The following is a 23,140-nucleotide window of genomic DNA, read 5'->3' as shown; positions in this document are numbered from 1 at the left end:
AGTACAAATAGGGCAGAAGCGACCGATCCTGACGTCGAATAAAAGTTAGATAATCCGGTATCATGATAGCCTCGTTACGCCAACAACATTTTTCGACAATGAATAAAATTCTCTGCAGAGAAGTCGTCGAAGTCATTTAACAATTGTCCAAGATAAGCTTTATTACTGATTTCAACGAACCTGACGAGGGGGATATGTTGTAGAAAGGCAGTCATAGAGGCAGTCCACTGTACCCGGTGGGTCAAATGCAAAGAAAGGTTCTCTCTAATTTGCTGCGGGTTAGATTCTTCCCGTCCGGTGACATTCATCAGTACAGGATAATTTGGCCGTACAATTTCCACCATCTTCAGCGCATCCCGCATGGGTTGAACTCCCTCAGCCATCAGAGGCGTATGCCAGGCTCCGCTTACGCTCAACTTTACCGTCTCCAGGCCTGCTCCCATCAGTACCCCGGTGAATTCACTTAAATCTGGCAGCGTACCGCCAACCACCTGCTGATAGAGGCTGTTATCACAACTCACGACAACCGGACTCCCGGAGTCGTTAATTAACTGGCTTACCGTTTTAAAATCGGCGCCTCTCACGGCCAGCATTGTACCTTTACGAATTTTGCTTAAATTATCCATGATAGTTGAGCGCGCCAGGATTAACTTGAACACATTCTCCAGCGTTAAAGCGCCGGCCGCATAAAGCGCGCTATATTCACCCACGCTATGCCCACACGAGCCAATAATGTTAGCGTCAGAGAATTGCTCAGCATACAGACTATAGAGCGTGACATTGATAGCCGTCACCGCTGCCTGTTGCGTCGTCGTTTTCACCAGACGATTCATCGGCCCTTTCTGACATAACCGCCGAAGATCCAGCCCTGTTACATCGCTGGCGCAGTCCCAGATTCGCCTGGTGGTTGCGTTTAGATCCCATAAATCTGCCCCCATTCCTACCGTAGGGTTTCCCTGACCGGCGAAAAGAAGTACCGTCGGTTGCTTTGATAACGTTGTCATAGACAATATGTCCTTATAAATAGTATTTAAATCCGACATAGACTCCGAGGGTCTCGCCAAAAAGGGCGAACTCTGAATCACGACGACCTAATGCGCTATAAAACCCCGTATAAATTTCTACCCTTTCGCCCAACCCTTTTAGCGGCTTAATGTAATGTGTTCCAATTAAGGAACTACCATCGACTACGTTCATCACCAGATAGGGTTGAAGGGTTGAATGATCTGCATTCTGTAAACTTAACCATGAATTAATATAATGTCGCCCTTGTAACACTCCTTTGTTTCCTGTATTACTTATTTCTGACCCCATTAGATACTTATAATCATCAAATACTTTATCTAATCCGGTAATACCGGTTTTCTTACTTAACAGCCTAATAAAATCAGTTTGCTCCCGCCATGCCGATTTCGAGTACCCTTCACTCTGATAATAGTATTCGATACCCAATACGCTAAAAAGGTCAGTGGTATACTGGCCGCCAACGGCCAATTCATAGTTTGTTTTATCATTCTGGGTATAAAGCGCTGAAGGATATTGCCCAGATAATATCTCATCTCGTTTTTCACGGGAAAAATGACGCCATTGTTGCGTTTTGTGTAAAGCCGCCTCGACGTTGACAACAAACTGCGGAGTTAGATTGTAGCTATCTGCCAGAGCCAATGAAGGAGAATCGCCAAGCATCATATCTGCTGCCAGTCGATGATTAACAAGACGATAATCGGTGTAAGTTAATAAATAATACTCACTACTGTTGCCCCGTTGATTGGCCGTCCAGTTACTGGATGACTCATAATATTTATCAATACTCACTAATTTGGGCATGATGGTAAGCGAGAATGCATAATCACGAAACTCAGCTGAAACTCGCCCTCCCCAAAACGGCTCATGATAGGAGGAGTTAAACGCCGGGTCGTAAATTCGGGTAGGTTTAAATCCGGCATAATAAGTTGTCAGCAATGCGGCAGGCGACCTCAAATGAAAAGCGCCGGGATCCGGTCTAAGCTTTCCGCCTTCAAGACTGACGCTTTCGGATAACGTTGCGTTCAGTTTTAACCTATCGATTAAGCTTTTAGTGCGACTATCGTCTTCTTCGAATAGCCCGACACCTTTCATTGGTTGATATCCTAAGCCATACAATGAAAGATCCAGAACCAACATATCATCAATAATGTCGCAAGTGCTAGAAGCATTGATTGAAATATTATTGTAGGCATTATCAGTCGTATAAGGATTAGATCCACTGATACGCCATAAAGACTCATTTCTATGCGTAAAGGATATTTGCTCCGTCAAAACCAACTGGCCATTACGCTGTATCTCATCCGCGGAAAGACAGTCAGCCATTACCAACAATGGTATGAACGTTAGAATTAATAGTAATGCAGCCAGAAGCAATTTCACTTTGCTTCCCTCTGAATATACTCCTTCGTGAAGTGAAATTCCGGTAAGGATTCGAGACGAACGTTGCTATACTTCATGACAGAATATCCCTTTTCGTTGCGAGCATTCTGCACAATAATTTCTGTTGGCCGGTTCTTTCCTAATACCATTTGATAGTTTTTATACAAAACACTTTTGAGTAATTGATTATCAAGTGAGTAATACGATGCCTTAAATGGTCGGTACTCTGCATTTTTTTCTACCAGGTAAATCACTTTTGGATAAGTAATGGCCTCCGATTTACGGGTAAGAGATAAGCGATAGCAGACTTTATCACCGCAAGGTTCCTCGCCCTCGAGCGTAGAATCATAGGCATATTCGAAGTTCGTTACGATAACATCGCCATTAGAGATCTGGCCTATTAATCGTTGTGAACGCGAAATGGGAACTGGCCTGCGAAGTTCCGGTGTATAAAACCATAAATCATACCAATCAGATAACATAACTTTACCTTTATCTCGCGGAGGATAGATAAAGCGTATAAGTGAACGAGCGTCAGCTTTCTTACCGCTTTCGGGCTTAATAAAACGCATCGAAATATCGAGGGATTGCTTATTTTCGGGTTCCTGCATTCCCTCTTTGAACTCCAACACGGTTACTTCATAGCGGAAAGGTTCATTTGGAGAACGAACCTCATCAGCCTTGCGAATAATTTCCAAAGCCTGCTGGTCAACTTTCGTCGCTTGCGCCGCAGATGAATACAGTAATACTACCAAAGAGCATAAATACCACACACCAATTTTCATACTAGCCTCTATGAAGATTTAAATGCATCAGTAATATTAAGCCGCGATGCACGATATGCAGGAATGATGGAAGCCACGGCTGATGTTAAAATTGGCAACGTTAAGGTAAACCAAATTAACTCTGCATCATTGGTTATAATAAATGCAGTATATCCAACAGACTGGCCAGGTGAAGGCGGCATCGCAATACCGGAAATATTAATAATTGATGCAATGGCATAGCCAAAAGCAAGACTACCTAATGCACCTAAAATACCTATATATACACCTTCCAACCAAAATAAAAGCGTCACACGGCTGGACTGTAAGCCGATGGCTCGTAGTGTGGTGATCTCTTTAGTCCGTTCAACGATATTCATGGTCATTGAATTACCGATCATGAATACCACGATAAGTGCCACGATAACTTTGATAAAAAAATAGATACCAGATAGCATGCCTTCAACTTGCTGGTAAAAAATAGAACTTTCCTTCCAGTCCTTAACAATAAGAGGTAAATCCTGTTGAGCAATAAACTCTCGCATTTGAATAATAAATGGCGCGACATCATCATGTTTTAATAAAATAACTATTTTACTGACACCATTGGTTCCCATGATTCGCTGCGCAGTACCAAGAGGTATCTTTAATACAACATCATCATAATCCTTAATCCCCGACTCAAAAATACCACGAAGCTTTACTGAAATCGCGCCCTGTCCTCCTGACACATTAACCGCCAGGATATCAAGCCAGTCACCATAATGGCTATCAAGAGTTTTCGCCAGACCGCTTCCTATCGTAATTTCATTATGTTTTACGCGAGACAGATCGCTTCCATAAACTATCTTATCAAATGCTCCTAACTTTAGGGCTGGTAATGGCTCAACGCCTTGTGCTGAAAAATAATTTGATGTTTCGCTTTCGTAGTGAGAGATAATCCCGCTAAACTCAAGCTGGCCGGAAATTGTCGAGATAACATTAGAAAAATAGTTGTTTTGCAATATCTTATGTTTTAGTGCACCATAGTCAGCAATAAGGCTCTTATTCTTATTGGCTGTTTCAAAGTAGGATTTATTATAAATTTGCACATGGCCAATATTCGTTCGTATCGTCTGCTCTTTGAGTATCCAAAAAGAGTATTTGATAAAACCGCCATATAAAAATATCGCACCACCGCCTAAAATAATTGCAAAAACCGTAGACAGTGTTCTACGCTGATGTCGTAGTAAATTCAAGAATGAAAATTTAGCATCACCATAGTTGAAAATGATATTATAAATCACAAAAAGCAATAGCAACACTACAATACCATTAATGAATATCACATCCCTTGACATTTAATCACCTTTAATAACCGGAACAATAACCTGTAAAACTTCAGCCATTTCCCAAGGGGGTGGATTGTTATTTTCATAATCGATTTTAAGGTTTTGGCCCACGCTTCTCAGCTGCTGAAGGAGTTGTTCTTCTTGTTGTTTGTTATGGCACTGGTGGAGCGCTCGTAAACGCATCTCGTTTATCTTTCTAACAATCTCGGTGCTGAATTTATCTTTATTCCTCATCAGCGAGTCGGTATCTTCAATCGTAATCACGCAGCGCCCCAAATTAGCCGGAAGCCACGCATCAACACGCGCACGTAAGTATCTGATCAGCAAATTATCTTCATGGGTATCGACCGACTCATCCAGATAGAAAAATCCCGTCTTTGCATATTCAGAAGCGTGAATCAAATCATTAACATTCTGATAATGAGCGGCTTGCCGTAGCATCCCCCATGAATAAAAAATCAGCACACCAACGTTATTAGTGCGTTCATATTCTTTAAACAAATGTGTAGTGATCGATGCTAATGACGCTGGCTCATGTGGAAACCCATCCTGTAACACACGATTGGCCACAGGTGTGGCTACCGATTCAGCGAATGCTGAAAATGTAACCGCGGTTAAACACAGAAGCAAAACTCTACAAAGATTGCTTCGCTGAATCATATATTATTGCTCCATCTTTAATTTCCACTCTCCGACGCGCTCGTTCTTGTAGCTGAGTCGAATGTGTGGAGATAATAAACGTCGTTTCCGTTCGCCGATTAATATCTAACAGGAGGTCGAGAATCGCATCGCCAGTAGCCAGATCCAAATTTCCGGTAGGTTCATCCGCAACAATGATTTCAGGGCTATGTGCTAACGCTCTTGCAATCGCGACACGTTGCTGTTGGCCACCTGATAATTGGCCTGGTTTTCTCTCCACTAAATGGGCTAAATCAACACTATCGAGAAAATGTAAACTCCGCGCTCTCGCCTCTTTTGCACTGAAATGTCCATTTAGCATTAGAGGATAAAAAACATTATCAAATACGCTCAGCACCGGAATTAAATTGAAAAACTGAAAAATAAACCCTAAATGACGACTGCGTAGGGACGCCAAATTCTTTTCAGACAACGCATTTAGATTTTTTCCAAGAAAAAAAACATGGCCCGTCGTAGGTTTATCAATACCTGAAAGTATATTAAGCAGAGTACTTTTACCGCTACCTGAAGGGCCACATAATGCCAGGAACTCACCTTTTACAACATCAAGATTGATATCATTCAGTGCAGGAGTCATATTATCCTGAGATCCATAATATTTATGTATGCCGTACAGAGATATATCGGGTAGTTCTGTTATATTACTGCGCATATAGCCTTCTATTAGTACCAGGTGTCAAAGTAAGCATAGCCACCGGCGACCCCGGGGATAACGGTTCGAAGACAACCATTATGCAAAGCATGTTGTGTAATGTATTGCCAGCTCAAGGCGGGGGTCATGCAGCCACTACAACCATAACGAGTAATGAGATCGATTCCGTTGTTAGAGGGTGGCTTTGATTTATTGATACCACCGGCATAGGCAATAAAGTCAATATCATTATTGTTTTCTGATTGCGATACAAACAAGCTACCTGGCCTATTAGGTATATATGGGCCACAGTTCACTCGCAAATGACTTTCCCTTCTACTAAATATAAAGCACCCCACTCTTTCAATAGAAAAATTTACACCTGGAACATACTTATGCGGTTTTTTTGTTTCACAATGGCGAAGGCTTTCTGCCGTAAACGCCAACAAGGGCACCGCACGGTAACCTCCGCAGATCACTACAAAATCAAATACATCCCAAGCAAGATAATCTTGAGCTAATGCCATTGCCTGGAATAGAGAATAGTTTTCACCTCGTATTTTACAAGTCACATTATTAATAGAGAACTTCTTAATTATATTCTTAGGTAAAGTATCAATAGTTGATAAATTAAGGCTACTTATATTGTATTCAAAAACGCCTGATTCGCCCCATGAATCAATATAGATAAAGGCGGTGCGTGATTTCAAAAGCAACATTCGCTCTTTTGCTGACAAACTATGTAATGCATCATCCGACACCCTTTCCATAGCATTAATATAAGGTATATGATCTGGCCGCCTTGTGATTTCACGATTATATATTTCGGCTCGTGTGCCAAAGCGTTTAAATCGCCAACCATTTGCTCCCGTGGCCTTCAACGCTGTATTGAATGAATGTGATTCCCAAACATTTAACCAGTTTGGGTAATATAAATAAAACGGTTCTTCAGGTTCAATAAATGAATATGAAGACAAATACATTTTACTATTCATATTAGCCACAGTGCTTATTCAAGTTAGTCATTAATAAAGCGACAACTGAGCCATCGACGCCTAGTCCGGTCTTCAGAAGATGTTTTTTCTCATGTTTTCTCACCCCTCCCTCTACAGAGATATGGTGAGCGACGTCATCTATGATTTCATCATTAATAACAGGAAAAATTAACTCACTCGTGATGAGTAAATGATAGCCAATAATCAAGTCTATTAGTCCAGATCCCGTTGCGGTATAACCAATCTGCCCCTTATAGGCCAATATGGGAAGCGGGGTTTCACCAGCAAACATAGCGATCGCTTTTGCTTCAACTTTATCACTGGATGAGGTTCCATTACCATGGGGAATAAATCCACAAAGGTCTTCTTTTCTCACCCCGACATCATTTAATAGTGAATTAATCAACTTGAAAATACTGGTACTTTGCCAGGAAGAGTCATTACTGCGACCAGCATTGATTTGCTTGTATGCCGAAGTAATACACACGCCCGGACTTTTTCCGCGCGCCATTCGGTGCTGATGACTTTCCAGTAACATAACGCTATAGCCTTCAGCAAAATGCACACCATTGCTATTTACGCCGAAGGGTTGGACAATTTCACTATCTAACATCCCCTGACTTGCCAGAAATCCGAGATCCTGATATTTGATTTTTGAGATATTAATGATAAGCCCTAGATCGATTCCCCCACTCTCTATTGCCCTGGTAACCAAATGAATCGCCGTCAGTGACGAGTTACTTGTACAATTCATATTTGGTGGCAAATAGTGCAGTTCATACCTCTGTCCAATCGTATAGGAAACATTATCCTGCGACATATTTTTCACAGAAAGGTTTTTAATGGAGGATGTTACCGAAACATCTTCCATGTCATTGTAATTATAGAAGTTCCTGTAATCCATGACATCAACACGAGGACCTATTCCGGTAATGTATACTCTAACCCTATTACCTTTCAGACTGTCATTACTAAGACCAGCCTGAAGCAAGGCGTCATCGATAAGTTTGTATACCAGTTCAAAAGCGCTATCGTTTTCTCGTTGTAGTTTCGCAATGAATATATTCCCCGCAAATCCACATTCTCTAGCTTGGTTATCTGATATAAACCATGGCGACAAATGCACCCGTTTGCCTTGCTGCAGATTTCGAATTAACAGCGAACTATTCTCAGCATAAGGCAAGCATACACTGAAGCCAGAAATAATAGCTCTCCCACTCACCTTATTATCCTTTAATGACGATAGCGTAATAATTCCCACCTTCGGTAGCGCCAATCAAAAGAACATATTTGATAGTTATTTCTCGCGTTTCATTGACAAAATTAATTCTTTTATCGGCAAAAGTTTGTGTATAAGGAATAGCAGGAACGGATTGTCTTTGAATACAATCAAGAATCACCGCAAGATTTAAAAGCCCTGCAGATGAAGCAACAAAGCCAAAGAATGCGTTATAATTCACTACTGGCACATGTGGATTATGGCAATGGAAAGAATTATAAATCGCATTAATTTCTATTATTGAGCTCACTTCGCTACCATTACTGGTTCCACAGACTAGATCAATTTCCTTTGCGGTAATACCCGCGTCTGCAAGCGCGCGCGCGATCGCCAGAGACATCGCGATAGATTTTTCTTCAATTTGCGTTGCATCAAAGTAGGTATTACTGCATGACTTACCGTAACCCGCAATTTCCCCCAGTACTTCAGCGCCACGGGAAGCAGCGGCAAGCGCGTCTTCCAATAACAGCATACAAGCACCCTCACCCGGAACATATCCATGCGCTTCTTTGGCATATATCTGATAATCAGCGGCATTCGACGTCATATGAATCTTATTGGTCACCGCATCCATATACAGAGACATCGACGGAAAGTGTTCATCAGCTCCACCAACAATGACCTGCGGCTGTAGTTGCTGACGAACAATTTCGTAGCCATAGGTCAATGCGCCAAGTGCCGCATTTTCACCGGTCGCTAATGTTGTCGTATATCCTTTTATACCTTCTGAAATCCCACAAAACGTCGTCATCGAGTTCATCAGTGAACCAGGGAACTCTGATGTGCGTACTTTGCGCGGGTCAGGTTTTAAACTTTGTAAGTACTTATAGGTAGTTTCTTGCGGTCCACGGGCCATCCCCAGAACCATTCCCAGATCATCGCCATCGCGTTTAATCTTACGTTTCGCCAAATTCAGCGCTTCTGAAAGTGCCATCAGCGCAAACGTACCGCCGCGTGTTGCTTTGCGCGGGTCATAGCGGCGTAGATGTTTACGTGGTTCGAGGTCTTTCACCTGATAAGTTTTAAAGTGCTTTTCTGACTCCGGTTGTTGATAGGCCGCGTCTTGATATTCTGCGCCAAATATTTCCGCAAATTGATGGGTTTTTGCCACAACGTCCAACAGCGCTTTAGCCTCATCGAGAGTGTCATCAGGAAAGACTACGCCGCTCAACTCCACCGTTTTGTCGCCTTCATGGATATAGCGAAGAATTTCATTAAGAGTATGTCCAATAGCCGATACGGCACCTATCCCAGTTATGGCAACACGTTTAGCATCATAGGTGGTAAGAGGAACTGAACATGGTTTCGTACTGACAATCATGCAGCAATTATTACCGCCGAATGCGTAGTTATTCTTCATAAAGATGTTGATATCTTTGTGTCGAAATTCATTCGCAACGTAGTCCAGATCGCAGTTAGGGCGCGGCTGCGAAAAATTCAACGTTGGCAGAACATGCTTCTGCGGAAGGGTGACTAAGCATGCAATGAGCTCGACAATACCGGCGGCGCCAATATTGTGACCAAAATAGGATTTAGTTGAGCTGATCAATATATGTTCGGCGCCAGAGAAAACTTTCTTCATCGCCAGAGTTTCTATTTGGTCATTAGCTTGCGTCCCCGTACCATGCGCATTAACGTAATCAATTTGCTCCGGTTTGAGACCTGCATTCGCCATAGCTTTTTGCATAACCTGCACTGCGCCGCTGGCGCGCGGATCGGGTCCCGTTTCATGATATGCATCACACGAGGTGGCGTAAGAGAGAATTTCTCCGAGAATCGTCGCGCCGCGTGCGACGGCATGCTCATACTCTTCCAGTACTATTGCCCCTGCTCCTTCGCCAATAGACATCCCTGAATGTCCCGAAAATGGCGAACACGATTGCGGGTGCATAACATTCAGAGCATAAAAACCAGCAAAGGTTGGTAAATAAATGGGTTCCGTTCCAATAGCCAGCATAGCCTTGCTTTTGCCATTTTGAATGTAATCAAAAGCCATGCCGACGGCGTTCGGGCTCGCCGTACAAGCTGTTGCGACGAGTTCCACTCCCCCCTTCAAACCCAATAAGGTAGAGGCGCTGGAACAACACGATGAAAAGCTGCCTGAAAAAAGAGCCTTACGTAACGAAAAGTCCTGAATACGCTGCTCAAATAGCGGAAGGAAAGCTTCAGTACCCGCCGAAGAAACGCCAACAATCAGCCCCATCTGTTCCAGGCACGGTCGATTGGTCGCCAGTCCTGCCTGCTCGAGCGCTTCCTTGCCAACTTTGTAGGCCCAAAGCGCAGCATTATCTAGCGATGAGATAACCTCTTTTGATAATTCGGGGCAATGAATTTGATGCAGCATTTCAGCCGCACGAGCGTTCGCAAACCATTTAGAGAAACGCGCACTATCAGCGATGCCATTTTTTTTCTCCAGCAGTGCTTGCCTGAAGTCTGTTATATTGTCAGCCAGAGACGACAAAATCCCCATGCCGGTAATAACCACTCTTTTTCTGCTCGTTTCCATAATTTTATTTTCTATCCCGATTTTTATTCTCTACCGACCGATGCTGGATACAATATTGTCGTCGCTAAATGTTATACCGTGACAAGCGCGCTCTTTGCTTTCGACGCATCAACATAGCTATGTGTTGTTGGGTTAACCAATAAGCTCAAATTATAAATAAATGGTAAATTTTGTGTTTTTGCGGTGATTTCGCCATTTGCGGTTTTAAGGCTAAAACCTGCAATATCAGCTAACGCATAACCCTCATCAATAAGGGCCAGCGCAATCCATGCTTGCCTTGCCGGAGAATATGCTGCATTGACAATAACTCCAACCTGACATCCATTAACTATCACCAGATCATCTGAGTCGATCCGGCTACATTCATCGCAGGGGGAGATCCCAACAAGCTTACGTTTTGCGCCATTTCGCGATAACTCCACTACTGCATTCTTACCAATGAAGTCCTCTTTGTCATACTGGATAGCCCACTGCATTTGTAGTTCAACAGGATTACTGGAATAGCGAGGATAAATACTTTCATCCCATCCTGTATTTTCAATCCTCACCAAACGTTGAAAATCTAAGCCACCGGTTTTCAGCGAATATCTGGCGCCTATTTCTTGTAATTTCATCCACATCGTGACAAGCGTTGCTTGTGCGCCAATCAATTGATATGCGAATTCGCCATGTTTTCCACAACGAAAAATCATTAGCCCATCATCGGTGTTCATATATTCATAATAAGGCAAGCCAATGATATCAAAACCATAAACCTCAGCCATTACCTCCCAGGCATACGGCCCTTCCAGCATAATGACGCCCCAGTCATCTTCTTCCATCGATTTTATCTCAGGAATTTCCTGGATATCTAAATCATCGGCCTTTATAAGGGTTTCATTCAGGATATCTACAACTTCTTTCGCGGTGAGATTCTCGGATAAAATATAATAACCTTCAGCGGCACACAGAATATAAGCATCACCGCGGATGGTTCCATCTGCGTTGAGCAGCAAAGAATAAATACCCTGTTCATCACGAATGATTGATACATCAGCAGAGACCATATAGTTCACAAGCGCCCATGCATCTTCACCCATCACGCTGGTAATGGACATATGAGAATAATCTACCAACAAGACATTTTCACGAACGGCTTTATATTCTTCAAAAACATCATGATATGAAGATGGTACGCATTGATGATTATAGATGCCCATAACCGCATTGTTTTTAAAATGGAGGTCAGAAAGTAACTTCATAGAATGCCCTTCAATGTAACTGTTTCAATTCAGGATGCTTTTTTCTTTAGTATGAAAGATGCCAGATTATTTATACTTCGCATATAAGCGGGATCATCGCCTTCCGATACCTGGATGTTGAAGGTTTTATCAAGCATAACGATAATTTCCGTTGCATCTACAGAGTCAAGTTTCAATCCGTTACCAAACAACGGCGTGTCATCATCTATTTGATGAGCCTCACGCTGAACATTTAGACGTTGAATAATTTCGCTTTTAATCGTAACGATTATTTTTTTTCTTTCATTGATTTCATCATGGATGTTTGTCACACCGAATCTCCTTGGAAAACTAAATGGTTTCTCTAAAGTTAATAATGACGCCCTGACTAATGACTCTTTTGCCAACGTTGGCTGTAACTAAATAATGTTTAAACCCGCGTTCATCAGAAAATGAGAGTTTACTTACCACTTCAATCGTATCTCCCGGGTAAGCCGCTTCTTTAAACTTCAGGTTCTGTGAGGCTAATACACCTCGTACCTCAGCACGCCTTGTATGTATTATGTTCAACATATCCGGATGCTTGATATAAGCATGGATGTCACGCAATGTCCTGAGTTCTTCTCCCGTGTGATGTTGATAAATGTCACAGATATCAGTGAGGAAAGAATAATACTCGCTTGCCTGGCCAAATATTTCAGAAATGATAGCCCCCGGCATAATGGGGTCTTCTGGAAAATGCCCAAGCAGATAAGGATCATTATAAGTTACATGTTTTATAACTTTGATGAAGCCATTCTCTCCATATTTATAATCGACTATTTTATCTACCATGAGTAGAGGTTGACGCCAGCCGCCCATGGCAAGAAAAATTTTTGGCGGTATCGAATACTTAGACATAAATCACCGCATTACCATGCCACCATCGACCACGATGGTTTGCCCTATGATGTAGCTGGATGCCGTAGAGCTTAAATAAACAATGACGTTGGCTACTTCGTCACATTTCCCGAGTCGTTTTAAGGGAATTGAATTAGTCACTTCACGAACAACTGTACGTGGAACCTTCTTCGCCATTTTGGATTCAATCATCCCCGGCGCAACCGCATTAACGCGTACGCCCCGAGGCGCCAGCTCAGCTGCAAGAGTCCTGGTGAAACTTAATATTGCACCTTTTGATGCGCTATAGTTTGCCTGACCAACGCTTGGTACAAGAGCAGCCACAGATGCGACATTGATAACCACAGGGCTTTCTGCGGAACGTAATAACATTAATGCTTCTTTCGTTAAGCGGAACAGGCTAAGTAAATTAATGTTGATAACCGAATAAAAATCATCAAAGGTAATTGATGCAAAAAGGCTATCCTTGACAATGCCCGTGTTATTCACCAGCACGTCCAGTCTTCCGGCTTCGATGGCCAACTGCTTACACAACGCAATGACTTCTTCCTGGCTTGTGAGATCACACGGAAAAATATTAAGTAAATCACCATTAGCATGATGTTCTTTCAGAGAAAGCAAGGGCTCGACATTTGATTTATATAACGCATAAACCGTGCATTTTTGCTCAAGAAATTTCCCACAAATTGCAAGACCTATATCGCCGCTGGCACCAGTAATCAGCACTTTTTTACTTACAAGATCGCTATACCTATACATTTTACATAAATGCCTTTAATTAATAGATTATGGTTGCGGCTATCGCATATGTCCGGCAGTGAGAAATACTTAATGATATATTCATAATATTTTGTTCGTTAAGTATGTACTTTACCCTCCCTGATAATAGAAACTCAGGTTTTCCATTTTCGTCATGGACAACCTCGATGTCATGGAAACGAATTCCGTGACTAAATCCATACCCAATAGCTTTTACCAGCGACTCCTTAGCAGCCCAAAAGCCTGATACTCGCTCGTAATTAATGGTAGTAATACCAATATCTTTTATTTCATTATCCGTAAATACTCGATGAAGAAATCCTGACTTATCATTAGCAATAGCTTTTTCTATTCTTGCCACTTCAACAATATCTGTACCAATACGCATTACAGAGTTCCCGATGAATTAAATCTGGTACGCAAGATTGAAATTAATTTTATATTTATCGACATCCAAATTATGGGGATAGATAAAGGGCGCTGATATCGAACCATCATACTCCAAAGCTCTGACACTCCCTTTGACACCTAAAATACCACCTATTAATTTCTTGCCGCTAAGATTTTGTGAAGGTAACTCACCAATTATTTGACCGTAATCAGCGCCGATATAAGGTATGAGACCTTTATATCCTGTAACAACATTTAGCGTGTTTTGTAAAAAGAAGCCTTTATTGCCATAGATACCATCACTGTTTTGAAAGCCACGTACACTCCAACGATCGCCTATCGTGAATTGATCTTGTAACGTCAAATTATCTGGTGAGTATTGAGCGCCAAAATTAAGTTCATAATAGGCATTAGTTGGCAGCATTGTTAACCATTTCACGTAATTCACATTAAGGTTCACAATCTGACTTTTCTTACTAACAGTGCCAGTGCGCATATCAGGCGTGTCGGTACCGCCAAAAGCTTTGGTAAACCGCTGCCAGCTCAGCGTTGAGTCCAGCGCAGCTCCGGTAAAGTTTCTCTTATAATTTAAACCTAACCGTACATTACCCATATCACGTTTTTGCAGTACCAGTTCTGTCCCGCCCAATGTGTAGTCATATTTACGTCTGATCAGTTCAGCACTGGTAGACAATTTTGAGTTCACATTGCGGTATAGCATTCTATTGCCCTTGAGACTGAAGTATTCCGTCTCTCCAACATAATCAAAAGTATATGCACCGATATCTATACCTTGATGGGATTTACTTTTACTATAATAAAGACTGAATTCAGAATATCCGAATGGCACACTATAATAAGTACTCACGTTCTTATAACCACCAGTGTGGCTACCTGTTCCTGCCAGATAAAAAAGGTCACTCAAGCCTGTAACATTATATAAATAACTTGTCCCACCTATAAGTTCACTACCAGTACTCTTATCCCCGAAATTATTATAAGAAGCCCTTAAGCTCCACTTTTTTTTACGCTGGGGATTTATTAGCACTTTGCTTGTACCATTTTCAGCGCCTGGTAGGATGTTTATCTTGACATCCACCTCAGGGGTTCTCTGGATATTTTCCAGCCCTTGCTCTAAATCTCTGATGTTTAGTATATCGCCATCTGAAAACGGTAAAATCCAGCTGCTTACATCATTATCAGCCACAACAATCTCGGAAATTCTTCCTGGAACTACCGTCAGATTTAATTTTTTCGTTGACAAATCCTGTGAGGGAATTTCAACTCTCGTGGTTATATACCCGGCATTTATATAATAATCCTGGAACAACACAGCAGCCTTTTTGAGCCCATTCATTCCCAGGCATTTACCAATCACCTTATTTTTTATTTCCTTTAATCCATTGTTATCTAAAAAGTCATTATTAAGAATCAATTCATTGATCTGAAAACAAGGTGTTTCTTGCGGGAATGTGCTATCAGTGCGCTTCTTTGTCGTGGCATCAGAATACACATCTTTCTGCTCTATTTTTCTGTCTTGTAAGGACGCATTATCGTTACTTTGCTGTTCTTTTATAAGTCGCCCTAACTGAACATCAGCGGCGGTCACGGGTAGCGTGGCTAAAAAAAGAGAAGCAATGATAAAGGTGTATCGAATATCCATTTCATATCCTGATAATGTGAAAGCAGTAATCCCTTACTGCTTTCACCCACTACCTAATTTATTTACCGACAACGGTACCAAATACGTTTACAACATTGGCTGTAGTCTCAAATCCTTGAGCCCCACCTAATACAGCCCAGAAACCGGTGTTGACGATTTTCTTAGCATTGATTACCGCCTTACCCGCTGTATAAAGATTGCCATAGTTGTAGATGTTATTACTTGCAGTGACATTCAACTGGCTATCAGCAACCAGGTTTGACCAGTTTGAGATATTTTTAGCGGTGACATTAGTAGTCTTAGCTGTAATATTCGCGCCGAGATTATTAGTCAAATCATTAGCAGTGGTGATATTAAGCGTATTACCCGCTGCAATGTCGCTGTTATTAGTAATAGTTTTGCCAGTCAGATTTAAATCCCCACCTGCATTAAAGGCGTGATTATTTGTCAGGTAACCGGAAGTATTTACTGTCAGATTGCCTGCAGCATTCACCCATCCAGTGTTATTATAGTCACCAGTAATATTAATTAAAATATCACTATCTGAAGAGATGATGCCGGTAGCGGTATTTTTAGCAACAGAACCACTTGCTTTTGATGATATCGCAGTTGCGTCAATCTGCATATTTCCTGAACTATAAATTGTTGCGTAATCAGCAGCCACTTTCTTCGCAGCAATCGTCATCTTCCCTGAATTAGCAACAATCTGCCCTTTGTTACTTGCGAGATCGCCAGTCAGATTAATATTTACATCACCGGTTTGCGCAATGATACGACCTGATTCGTTATTCAGGCTTTTCGCCGTAATATCAACACCCTCGCCGCCAATTAAACCACCTTGTTGGTTTCCATAACCGAAGTATTGGCCGACATAGAAGCCAAACTTGTCGCTATCGGTGCTGGTGATTTTGCCTGCCGCATTAAGCGCTAGTTTTTGATCAGCAACCATCATAGTATACTTAGCATCGATATCAGCTCCGGACTCAATACTGATATTTTTTGCTTTAATGACTGAACTATCTGTGCTCACGGTGTTGGCTTTGATAGTAACATCACCGTTTACTGAAGTTATCACTCCCAATCGGCTGTAGTAATTATCGAGATCGATATTTACACCATCTCCGCCGTTAATACCGGATTGGCTGGTATTTATGTCGCGACCAGTAATTGAAACAGTCTTACTGCTTTCAATTTTACCCATATAGTTATCAATATCACTGGTGGTTTGGATGCTCACATCACCATCTGAGGCAATTTCGCCAGCCCAGTTGAATAAGTAGTCAGCAGCAATCTCGATGCCGTTACCTGAGACGATGCCCAAGGATTCACCGCCCGTGGTATCGGCCGATTTGTTGTCGTTGTTTTTAACTGCTTTAGTTGTCGTTAATTTTACAGCACCAGCACTGGAGCGGATCAAACCAGTTACGTTTTCAATGTTTCCAGTACTTTCAACTTCGACATTGCCCGTTGAATCAATAGTGCCGCCATTATTGGTTAACGATGTATTTTTCAGGCCGACATAGCCAGCATGAATCTGACCGTCGTTATTATTAAAATCACCTGATTCGATTGCAACGACACCCGCCTCAATACCCGCCGTTTTAGCTTTGCCGGTATTGGTAAAAGTATTACCACTGGTATTGACAGCCAGCGTTTGTCCGGCAGCCAGTTTACCATTGCTATTATCGAATTTACCGCTGGTAATATAGTTATTAGTGGTTGCTAAAATATTGCCACCGTTGATATTACTAACTTTATTACCCGCAGTATCAATAGCGATCATTTTATCGCTGTTGATTTTCCCTGCGCTATTTTCTAAAACACCGTTGGTGTTCAGGGTGATATCGCCGCTGGATTGAATAACCGCATTGTTGTTAAGCAGTTTACCGTTACTGGTAATCTTAATACCGCTATCCCCGGCAGAAATCGTTCCCAGATTACGTACGCCTACGCCGCTTTCAGTGCTGACAAGGCTAATTTTATTCGCATACATACCACCGAGCTTAGAAACATCCACACCATAGGTACTTGCGTTACCGGTAGGCGTTACGGAGTCGGTGACTACACCGTCGGCGTTGACCGCATTACTCCCCGCGACGATCTTAAGCTCACTGGCAGAAAGCGCGCCATTCACAACGATACTACGCGCCAGGATTTCGGTTGGTGATTCGCTCTGAAATCCACTTACAGTAATCGTTCCGCCATTAACCGAATAGCCATTTAATAACCCATCGTCACCTATCTTTGGCGTACCCGTGGTTAATGTCCCTTTTTCAGCGTTGATGAACCCGCCTCCCTGAGTCGTGATGCCATTAGGGTTGGCAATGATCAAGTGAGCGGAATCACCGGCAACTTCCATCATGCCATTAATGGTACTGGCATTCGTTGAAGTCACCTCATTAAGAATAACCATTGCGCTGCCGTCCGTAAGGTTCGGGTTGGCTGCAATCTGTCCGGCCAGTACGGACTGTGCTGCGCTTGTCGCGTTATTAAAAATGACGCCTTCAGCGCCAACATTCAGCGTGTCGTATACGTTATGCGAAAGGCCATTGCTATTCGGTTTCGCGATATTAACAATCGGCACCCCATTGGAAGCTTCAGTAACGCTGCCATTTTTAATAGAAATTTCCGCTTGCGCCATTACGGGCATCAGCAGTAATAATGACGCTGCAATGGGGTTTAATTTCACTGACCTTTTTTTGTTTTCGTGGTATTTCATATGAACCTTTCTAAGATAGTATTGATTGAGTGCAGCCATAATGAATAACCTGCACTTATGCAGCGTTACTCACTCTGACTATTTTAAGTACGCGTCATGCGTACAAAATCCCTGTGAAAAGCACGTAAACTCATCAAATGTTATATGCAGCTCTATTCAACAAATTAATTTTAAATACATAAAAATGTATTTCTGCGCCCACCTACGCCGAATGCATATACTTACCTGGAACAAAGAAAGCTGATTCAATTCATACAAAATATGAGACATTCCCTGTCCACGCATCGAGCGTAATAATTCGTTTCAACGCTGGTAGCTCATCATTTCTCATCTCGCCTGCTAAACCAAGTCGAAATATGTTTTAGCGACACACAGTAAACAATGACATACACAACCCCATATCCTTACTCCGTTACAGTTTCCCCGATTAAAATAATGAATAAAAAGTGAATTCGTTCCATACAGAAGCAACTTCCTTTACTTCATGATTGAGATCAATACTGCATGCCCACTTCTCGCGGGTATTATTCATTCTCAAGTTTGAACCGATCAGCATGAATTCATATTCATGAATTTTAATTTGAGAAAATAATCAGAAAATTTAACCTGGCGTTGATAATGAAACAAATATGCTGAACGCCTTGAGGAAGGATTAAAAAACAGGTCAGAAGAGTTAAGTAGTAAGATTTTTAGTTGCCGGAGAACGGCTTAAATCTTCTCCGGCATCGACATCAGGCTTTGCGTGTTAATCGCGGAAGTTCTTGAACTGGAATGGCTGGCCAAGGTCGCCACCGCGCACTAAGGCCATAACCGACTGCAAATCGTCACGAGATTTACCAGTGACGCGAATTTCTTCGCCCTGGATCTGCGTCTGTACTTTGAGTTTGCTGTCTTTAATCAGTTTGACGATTTTCTTCTGAATCGCACTTTCAATGCCCTGCTTCAGCTTAGCTTCGACAAACCAGGTTTTCCCGCTATGTACAAAGGCTTCCGGCACATCGAGCGAACTCCCCTCAATGCCGCGCTTGAGTAGCTTGCCGCGAAGAATATCCAACAGCTGATTGACCTGGAAATCAGACTCGCTCAGTACCTTGATGGTTTTACTGGTTTCGTTCAGCTCAAAGGTGGCTTCAACGTTACGAAAATCAAATCGTGACTCGACTTCGCGGCTTGCGTTTTCGACCGCATTACGCGCTTCCTGAAGATCGACTTCAGAGACAATATCGAAAGATGGCATCTTTTCCTCTCCTTCCGTTTCTTTTGCGTTGCATAATACCCACAACGCGGCATAACTCAACTTGTTATCCCGGAAGCTTAGCTGATAACGCTATACTTTAGCTACAAGCGCCTGGGAAGTCGCAGGTGAGGAGGAATAATGAAAGTAACCGTACTGGGATGCGGTGCACTGGGACAATTATGGTTAACCGCGCTGTATAAAAACGGACATGAGGTCCAGGGCTGGTTACGCGTCCCGCAACCATTTTGTAGCGTTAATCTTATTGAGACTGACGGTAGTAATTTCAATGAATCAATGACCGCTAGCGATCCTGATTTTCTCGCCACCAGCGATTTGCTACTGGTGACGTTAAAGGCATGGCAGGTTTCGCAGGCGGTGAAAAATCTGGCCGCTATATTACCGGCTTCAGCCCCTATTTTGCTTATTCATAACGGCATGGGCACCTTGAATGAATTAAAAAGCATCAAGCAACCTCTGTTGCTGGCGTCCACCACCCACGCCGCCCGCCGCGATGGCAATGTCATCATTCATGTCGCGCAGGGGACTACCCATATCGGGCCTGCTAAAAGCTATAGCCAGGATTACAGCGGCCTCGCTGACATCCTGCAAAATGTACTGCCGGATGTCGCCTGGCACGACAACATTCATCCGGCATTATGGAGTAAGCTGGCCGTCAACTGCGTCATTAACCCCCTGACCGCGCTGAAAGATTGCCGAAATGGCGATCTGCGTGATTTCCCGCATGAGATCAATGCCATTTGTCAGGAAGTCGCAGCGGTGATGGAGCGCGAAGGAATTCATACATCGGCGGAAAACCTGTTATTGTATGTGAATCAGGTCATTGAAAGTACTGCAGATAATATTTCATCGATGTTGCAGGACATCCGCGCGCAGCGGCATACGGAAATCGACTATATCACTGGTTTTCTGCTTAATCGCGCACGCGCCCACGGCCTGCCTGTGCCGGAAAATGCCCGTTTATTTGAACAGGTAAAGCGAAAGGAGAATATTTATGAACGCGTCGGCACTGATTTGCCTCGCCCCTGGTAGCGAAGAGACCGAAGCGGTCACCACTATCGATTTATTAGCGCGCGGCGGCGTGAAAGTGACCACCGCCAGCGTCGCCAGTGATGGCAATCTGACCATTGTCTGCTCGCGAGGCGTGAAGCTCGTCGCGGATGCGCCGCTGGTCGAAGTCGCCGATGGCGATTTTGATATCATCGTTTTGCCTGGCGGAATTAAAGGCGCCGAGTGCTTTCGCGACAGCCCTTTACTGGTAGAAACCGTAAGACAATTTCATTTATCCGGGCGCATCGTGGCGGCAATCTGTGCCGCGCCAGCGACCGTTCTGGTGCCACATAATCTGTTTCCTATCGGCAACATTACCGGTTTCCCGGCGCTAAAAGAGCAAATCCCCGCCGAACAGTGGCAGGATAAGCGCGTCGTTTGGGATCCAAGGGTTAATTTGTTGACCAGTCAGGGTCCAGGAACATCCATTGATTTCGCTCTCAAAATGATTGACCTGCTGGTTGGCCGTGAAAAAGCGCATGAAGTTGCTTCGCAGTTGGTCATGGCTGCTGGCATCTATAATTACTACGAATCCTGATAGCCGGTCCGCGCAGCGGGCTGGTTTCCCCCTTATTGAGGAGCCGTAGCATGTCCCGTAGCGCAACCGATTCTCGTGACCTCGTCATCAGCCGCCTACTCAGCGCCCCCACGACAGCCCTCTGGCGCGCGTGGGCCGACCCGGCTTTACTCAAAACCTGGTGGTGTCCTAAGCCATGGTATACCGACGTCCTGGCTTTTGATTTGCGTCCTGGCGGGGCTTTCCACACCGTGATGCACGGCCCTGACGGTGAACGTAGCGATAACCCCGGCTGTTTTCTTGAAGTCATTCCGCAGCAAAAAATAGTTATGACCTCAATGCTAACCGAGAACTTTCGCCCGGCCATTACCCCTTTTGCCATGACGGCTATTATTACCTTTGCGGATGAAAACGACGGTTGTCGCTATACGGCAACGGTACTGCATGCGGACGCGGAAACCCGAGAGCAGCATGAAAAGATGGGATTTTTTGAAGGCTGGAATATCGTTATCGATCAGTTGAATGCACTGGCGATGACGCTACGCTAACCCCCAGATGTAAAAAAGCCTTCCCTTAGGGAAGGCTTTTTCATAAGTACAGGCGAATTACGGACGATACACTTTCACGTTAGTAAAGCCCTGCTCGCGCAGGTATAGCGCCTGCAGACGGCTCATCACGCCGCGTTCACACCACAACAGCCAGGTTTTACTCTGATCGAGATTGCCAAATTGGGTGCTCAGTTTATAGAACGGCAGCGAAACAACATCGACGCCTTCCACTTTCAATGGCTTATCATCCTGCTCATCGACAGAACGAATATCGAGAATCACGTCGTTCGCGCTGAAGCCGCTGACGGTTTCGACTTCCACCACGTCCTGCTGCGTTTGCTGAGCGATGTCGCGAATGTCGATGTTATTCGCTTCCTCAACCACTTTATCCAGAATGCTAAAATCGAAGTTTTCTTCTTCCGCTTCGATCTTCGCTTTTACCGCTTTCACGGTTGGGCTCTTCGAGATAACGCCGCAGTATTCCGGCATGGTGCGGGCAAAGTCTTCCGTGCCGATTTCGCGTGCAAGATTGATGATGTGTTCTTTATCATGCGAAATCAGCGGACGCAGGATCAGCGTGTCGGAGACATTGTCGATAAGACGCAGGTTGGTCAGCGTCTGACTGGATACCTGGCCCAGCGCTTCGCCGGTCACCAGCGCCTGCACGCCATAACGCTCAGCCACTTTCGATGCCGCACGCACCATCATACGTTTGAGCACCACACCCATCTGGCCATCATCGACTTTTTCAAGGATTTCGCCAACCACCGGCTCAAAATTGATTGCCACGAAGCGAACACGATGAGAGCTGCCGAAGCGGTTCCACAAATAGTGCGCCACCTGGCGAACACCGATTTCATGCGCGGCGCCGCCGAGGTTGAAGAAGCAGTAGTGTACGCGACAGCCGCGACGCATCAGCATATAGCTGGAGACGCCGGAGTCGAAGCCGCCGGAGATGAGCGACAGCACATCTTCCTGAGTACCGATAGGGAAGCCGCCAATACCTTCATAGCGCCCTTTCACCAGCAACAGACGATCGTTTTCGATCTCCAGATTAACCGTCACGTCCGGGTCGGTGAGCTTCACGCGCGCCGATTCGATATGCTGGTTCAGGCCGCCGCCAACGTAGCGCTCAACCTCAATTGAGGTGAATTCATGTTTACCACGGCGCTTCACACGTACGCAGAAGCTTTTGCCTTCGAGCTGCTCGCGCCACAGCGGTAATGTCTGCTCAAAAATATTGTGCAGCGAGGTGAAAGGAACGTCTTCCACTTCCAGAATATGGTGAATGCCCGGGATACGGGTCAACGCGTCGCGAATAGCCGGTCGCTGGTTTTCGTCTTTCGCGCGAACTTCGATATGATCCCAATGACGAACGACGGCGAGCGTCTCATCATAGTTTTTGAGAACGTTACGAATGTTCCCGGTTAAAATTTTAATAAAGCGCAACCGCACAGATTGGCTTTTGATGGTGATTTCCGGGAACAATTTAATGATAAACTTCATAG

The 23,140-nt window shown here is 43.8% G+C and carries 21 protein-coding genes; 3 read left to right on the top strand and 18 right to left on the bottom strand.

The features are described 5' to 3' along the window. Window positions 1–74: 74 nt before the first annotated feature. The 17 genes from PGR79_RS09220 to PGR79_RS09140 form a co-directional block, all read right to left on the bottom strand. Window positions 75–1,004 carry an ACP S-malonyltransferase gene (locus tag PGR79_RS09220; RefSeq protein WP_113373745.1) on the bottom strand — a complete coding sequence of 310 codons (930 nt, stop codon included), beginning with the start codon at window positions 1,002–1,004 and terminating at the stop codon, window positions 75–77. Between the two features lie 13 nt (window positions 1,005–1,017). After that, on the bottom strand, window positions 1,018–2,406 hold the full coding sequence (locus PGR79_RS09215) for a hypothetical protein (RefSeq protein ID WP_430921516.1): 1,389 nt from the start codon (window positions 2,404–2,406) through the stop codon (window positions 1,018–1,020). Continuing rightward, window positions 2,403–3,191 carry an outer membrane lipoprotein-sorting protein gene (locus PGR79_RS09210; protein WP_087860383.1) on the bottom strand — a complete coding sequence of 263 codons (789 nt, stop codon included), beginning with the start codon at window positions 3,189–3,191 and terminating at the stop codon, window positions 2,403–2,405. The genes PGR79_RS09215 and PGR79_RS09210 overlap by 4 nt, the downstream gene beginning before the upstream one ends. A gap of 8 nt (window positions 3,192–3,199) precedes the next feature. After that, window positions 3,200–4,510 carry an ABC transporter permease gene (locus PGR79_RS09205; RefSeq protein ID WP_113373744.1) on the bottom strand — a complete coding sequence of 437 codons (1,311 nt, stop codon included), beginning with the start codon at window positions 4,508–4,510 and terminating at the stop codon, window positions 3,200–3,202. Continuing rightward, complete coding sequence (locus tag PGR79_RS09200) at window positions 4,511–5,161, bottom strand: hypothetical protein (protein ID WP_430921514.1); 651 nt, start codon at window positions 5,159–5,161, stop codon at window positions 4,511–4,513. It abuts the gene before it with no gap. Beyond that, window positions 5,136–5,852 (bottom strand): ABC transporter ATP-binding protein, encoded by a 717-nt coding sequence (locus PGR79_RS09195; RefSeq protein WP_087860385.1) that lies wholly within the window; start codon window positions 5,850–5,852, stop codon window positions 5,136–5,138. The genes PGR79_RS09200 and PGR79_RS09195 overlap by 26 nt, the downstream gene beginning before the upstream one ends. An 11-nt stretch (window positions 5,853–5,863) precedes the next feature. Further along, on the bottom strand, window positions 5,864–6,826 hold the full coding sequence (locus PGR79_RS09190) for an ATP-binding protein (RefSeq protein ID WP_430921512.1): 963 nt from the start codon (window positions 6,824–6,826) through the stop codon (window positions 5,864–5,866). A gap of 1 nt (window position 6,827) precedes the next feature. Further along, window positions 6,828–8,048: a beta-ketoacyl-[acyl-carrier-protein] synthase family protein gene (locus PGR79_RS09185; protein WP_113373743.1), complete on the bottom strand. Its 1,221-nt coding sequence runs from the start codon at window positions 8,046–8,048 to the stop codon at window positions 6,828–6,830. 4 nt (window positions 8,049–8,052) lie between these two features. Continuing rightward, window positions 8,053–10,611 (bottom strand): beta-ketoacyl-[acyl-carrier-protein] synthase family protein, encoded by a 2,559-nt coding sequence (locus tag PGR79_RS09180; protein ID WP_113373742.1) that lies wholly within the window; start codon window positions 10,609–10,611, stop codon window positions 8,053–8,055. Between the two features lie 71 nt (window positions 10,612–10,682). Beyond that, entirely contained in the window at window positions 10,683–11,852 is a 1,170-nt protein-coding gene (locus PGR79_RS09175; RefSeq protein WP_113373741.1) for an aminomethyltransferase family protein, read from the bottom strand. 29 nt (window positions 11,853–11,881) lie between these two features. Then, window positions 11,882–12,163, bottom strand: a complete 282-nt coding sequence (locus PGR79_RS09170; protein ID WP_087860388.1) for an acyl carrier protein — start codon at window positions 12,161–12,163, stop codon at window positions 11,882–11,884. Window positions 12,164–12,182: 19 nt separating this feature from the next. Continuing rightward, a complete protein-coding gene (locus PGR79_RS09165; RefSeq protein ID WP_113373740.1) occupies window positions 12,183–12,731 on the bottom strand; it encodes a 3-hydroxyacyl-ACP dehydratase FabZ family protein in 549 nt (182 codons plus the stop codon). 3 nt (window positions 12,732–12,734) lie between these two features. Continuing rightward, the gene (locus PGR79_RS09160; protein ID WP_113373739.1) at window positions 12,735–13,490 is read right to left on the bottom strand and encodes an SDR family oxidoreductase; all 756 of its coding nucleotides are present in this window, start codon (window positions 13,488–13,490) and stop codon (window positions 12,735–12,737) included. A gap of 19 nt (window positions 13,491–13,509) precedes the next feature. Next, window positions 13,510–13,878 (bottom strand): holo-ACP synthase, encoded by a 369-nt coding sequence (gene acpS, locus PGR79_RS09155; RefSeq protein WP_087860391.1) that lies wholly within the window; start codon window positions 13,876–13,878, stop codon window positions 13,510–13,512. Window positions 13,879–13,896: 18 nt separating this feature from the next. Next, window positions 13,897–15,543, bottom strand: coding sequence for a ShlB/FhaC/HecB family hemolysin secretion/activation protein (locus tag PGR79_RS09150; protein ID WP_430921509.1), 1,647 nt, complete (start codon window positions 15,541–15,543; stop codon window positions 13,897–13,899). 58 nt (window positions 15,544–15,601) lie between these two features. After that, window positions 15,602–18,262 (bottom strand): filamentous hemagglutinin N-terminal domain-containing protein, encoded by a 2,661-nt coding sequence (locus PGR79_RS09145; RefSeq protein ID WP_430921726.1) that lies wholly within the window; start codon window positions 18,260–18,262, stop codon window positions 15,602–15,604. Window positions 18,263–19,007: 745 nt separating this feature from the next. After that, window positions 19,008–19,499 (bottom strand): YajQ family cyclic di-GMP-binding protein, encoded by a 492-nt coding sequence (locus tag PGR79_RS09140; protein ID WP_113373736.1) that lies wholly within the window; start codon window positions 19,497–19,499, stop codon window positions 19,008–19,010. Window positions 19,500–19,637: 138 nt separating this feature from the next. Between PGR79_RS09140 and panE the strand changes: the two genes are divergently transcribed. The 3 genes from panE to PGR79_RS09125 are packed head-to-tail and all read left to right on the top strand — an operon-like array spanning window position 19,638 to window position 21,632. After that, complete coding sequence (panE, locus tag PGR79_RS09135; protein ID WP_430921506.1) at window positions 19,638–20,549, top strand: 2-dehydropantoate 2-reductase; 912 nt, start codon at window positions 19,638–19,640, stop codon at window positions 20,547–20,549. Then, window positions 20,512–21,105: a protein deglycase YajL gene (gene yajL, locus PGR79_RS09130; protein WP_087860396.1), complete on the top strand. Its 594-nt coding sequence runs from the start codon at window positions 20,512–20,514 to the stop codon at window positions 21,103–21,105. The genes panE and yajL overlap by 38 nt, the downstream gene beginning before the upstream one ends. A gap of 50 nt (window positions 21,106–21,155) precedes the next feature. After that, on the top strand, window positions 21,156–21,632 hold the full coding sequence (locus tag PGR79_RS09125; RefSeq protein ID WP_430921504.1) for an SRPBCC family protein: 477 nt from the start codon (window positions 21,156–21,158) through the stop codon (window positions 21,630–21,632). 57 nt (window positions 21,633–21,689) lie between these two features. Here the strand turns inward: PGR79_RS09125 and thiI are convergent, their stop codons facing one another. Continuing rightward, the gene (gene thiI / locus PGR79_RS09120) at window positions 21,690–23,138 is read right to left on the bottom strand and encodes a tRNA uracil 4-sulfurtransferase ThiI (protein WP_087860398.1); all 1,449 of its coding nucleotides are present in this window, start codon (window positions 23,136–23,138) and stop codon (window positions 21,690–21,692) included. Window positions 23,139–23,140 lie beyond the last annotated feature (2 nt).

Source organism: Klebsiella sp. 141161 (genome assembly GCF_050600815.1).
Taxonomy (GTDB): domain Bacteria; phylum Pseudomonadota; class Gammaproteobacteria; order Enterobacterales; family Enterobacteriaceae; genus Klebsiella; species Klebsiella aerogenes.
The sequence above is the reverse complement of the archived record's forward strand: the minus strand, read 5'-3'. Positions and strand labels throughout refer to the sequence as shown.

Excerpts from the sequence above, each read along its gene's own strand:
- PGR79_RS09195 (WP_087860385.1), bottom strand. The coding sequence starts at position 5,852 with ATGCGCAGTAATATAACAGAACTACCCGATATATCTCTGTACGGCATA.
- yajL (WP_087860396.1), top strand. The coding sequence starts at position 20,512 with ATGAACGCGTCGGCACTGATTTGCCTCGCCCCTGGTAGCGAAGAGACC.
- thiI (WP_087860398.1), bottom strand. The coding sequence starts at position 23,138 with ATGAAGTTTATCATTAAATTGTTCCCGGAAATCACCATCAAAAGCCAA.
- PGR79_RS09140 (WP_113373736.1), bottom strand. The coding sequence starts at position 19,499 with ATGCCATCTTTCGATATTGTCTCTGAAGTCGATCTTCAGGAAGCGCGT.
- PGR79_RS09200 (WP_430921514.1), bottom strand. The coding sequence starts at position 5,161 with ATGATTCAGCGAAGCAATCTTTGTAGAGTTTTGCTTCTGTGTTTAACC.
- PGR79_RS09165 (WP_113373740.1), bottom strand. The coding sequence starts at position 12,731 with ATGTCTAAGTATTCGATACCGCCAAAAATTTTTCTTGCCATGGGCGGC.
- acpS (WP_087860391.1), bottom strand. The coding sequence starts at position 13,878 with ATGCGTATTGGTACAGATATTGTTGAAGTGGCAAGAATAGAAAAAGCT.
- PGR79_RS09190 (WP_430921512.1), bottom strand. The coding sequence starts at position 6,826 with ATGAATAGTAAAATGTATTTGTCTTCATATTCATTTATTGAACCTGAA.
- PGR79_RS09160 (WP_113373739.1), bottom strand. The coding sequence starts at position 13,490 with ATGTATAGGTATAGCGATCTTGTAAGTAAAAAAGTGCTGATTACTGGT.
- PGR79_RS09175 (WP_113373741.1), bottom strand. The coding sequence starts at position 11,852 with ATGAAGTTACTTTCTGACCTCCATTTTAAAAACAATGCGGTTATGGGC.
- panE (WP_430921506.1), top strand. The coding sequence starts at position 19,638 with ATGAAAGTAACCGTACTGGGATGCGGTGCACTGGGACAATTATGGTTA.
- PGR79_RS09145 (WP_430921726.1), bottom strand. The coding sequence starts at position 18,262 with ATGAAATACCACGAAAACAAAAAAAGGTCAGTGAAATTAAACCCCATT.
- PGR79_RS09150 (WP_430921509.1), bottom strand. The coding sequence starts at position 15,543 with ATGGATATTCGATACACCTTTATCATTGCTTCTCTTTTTTTAGCCACG.
- PGR79_RS09220 (WP_113373745.1), bottom strand. The coding sequence starts at position 1,004 with ATGACAACGTTATCAAAGCAACCGACGGTACTTCTTTTCGCCGGTCAG.
- PGR79_RS09125 (WP_430921504.1), top strand. The coding sequence starts at position 21,156 with ATGTCCCGTAGCGCAACCGATTCTCGTGACCTCGTCATCAGCCGCCTA.
- PGR79_RS09210 (WP_087860383.1), bottom strand. The coding sequence starts at position 3,191 with ATGAAAATTGGTGTGTGGTATTTATGCTCTTTGGTAGTATTACTGTAT.
- PGR79_RS09180 (WP_113373742.1), bottom strand. The coding sequence starts at position 10,611 with ATGGAAACGAGCAGAAAAAGAGTGGTTATTACCGGCATGGGGATTTTG.
- PGR79_RS09205 (WP_113373744.1), bottom strand. The coding sequence starts at position 4,510 with ATGTCAAGGGATGTGATATTCATTAATGGTATTGTAGTGTTGCTATTG.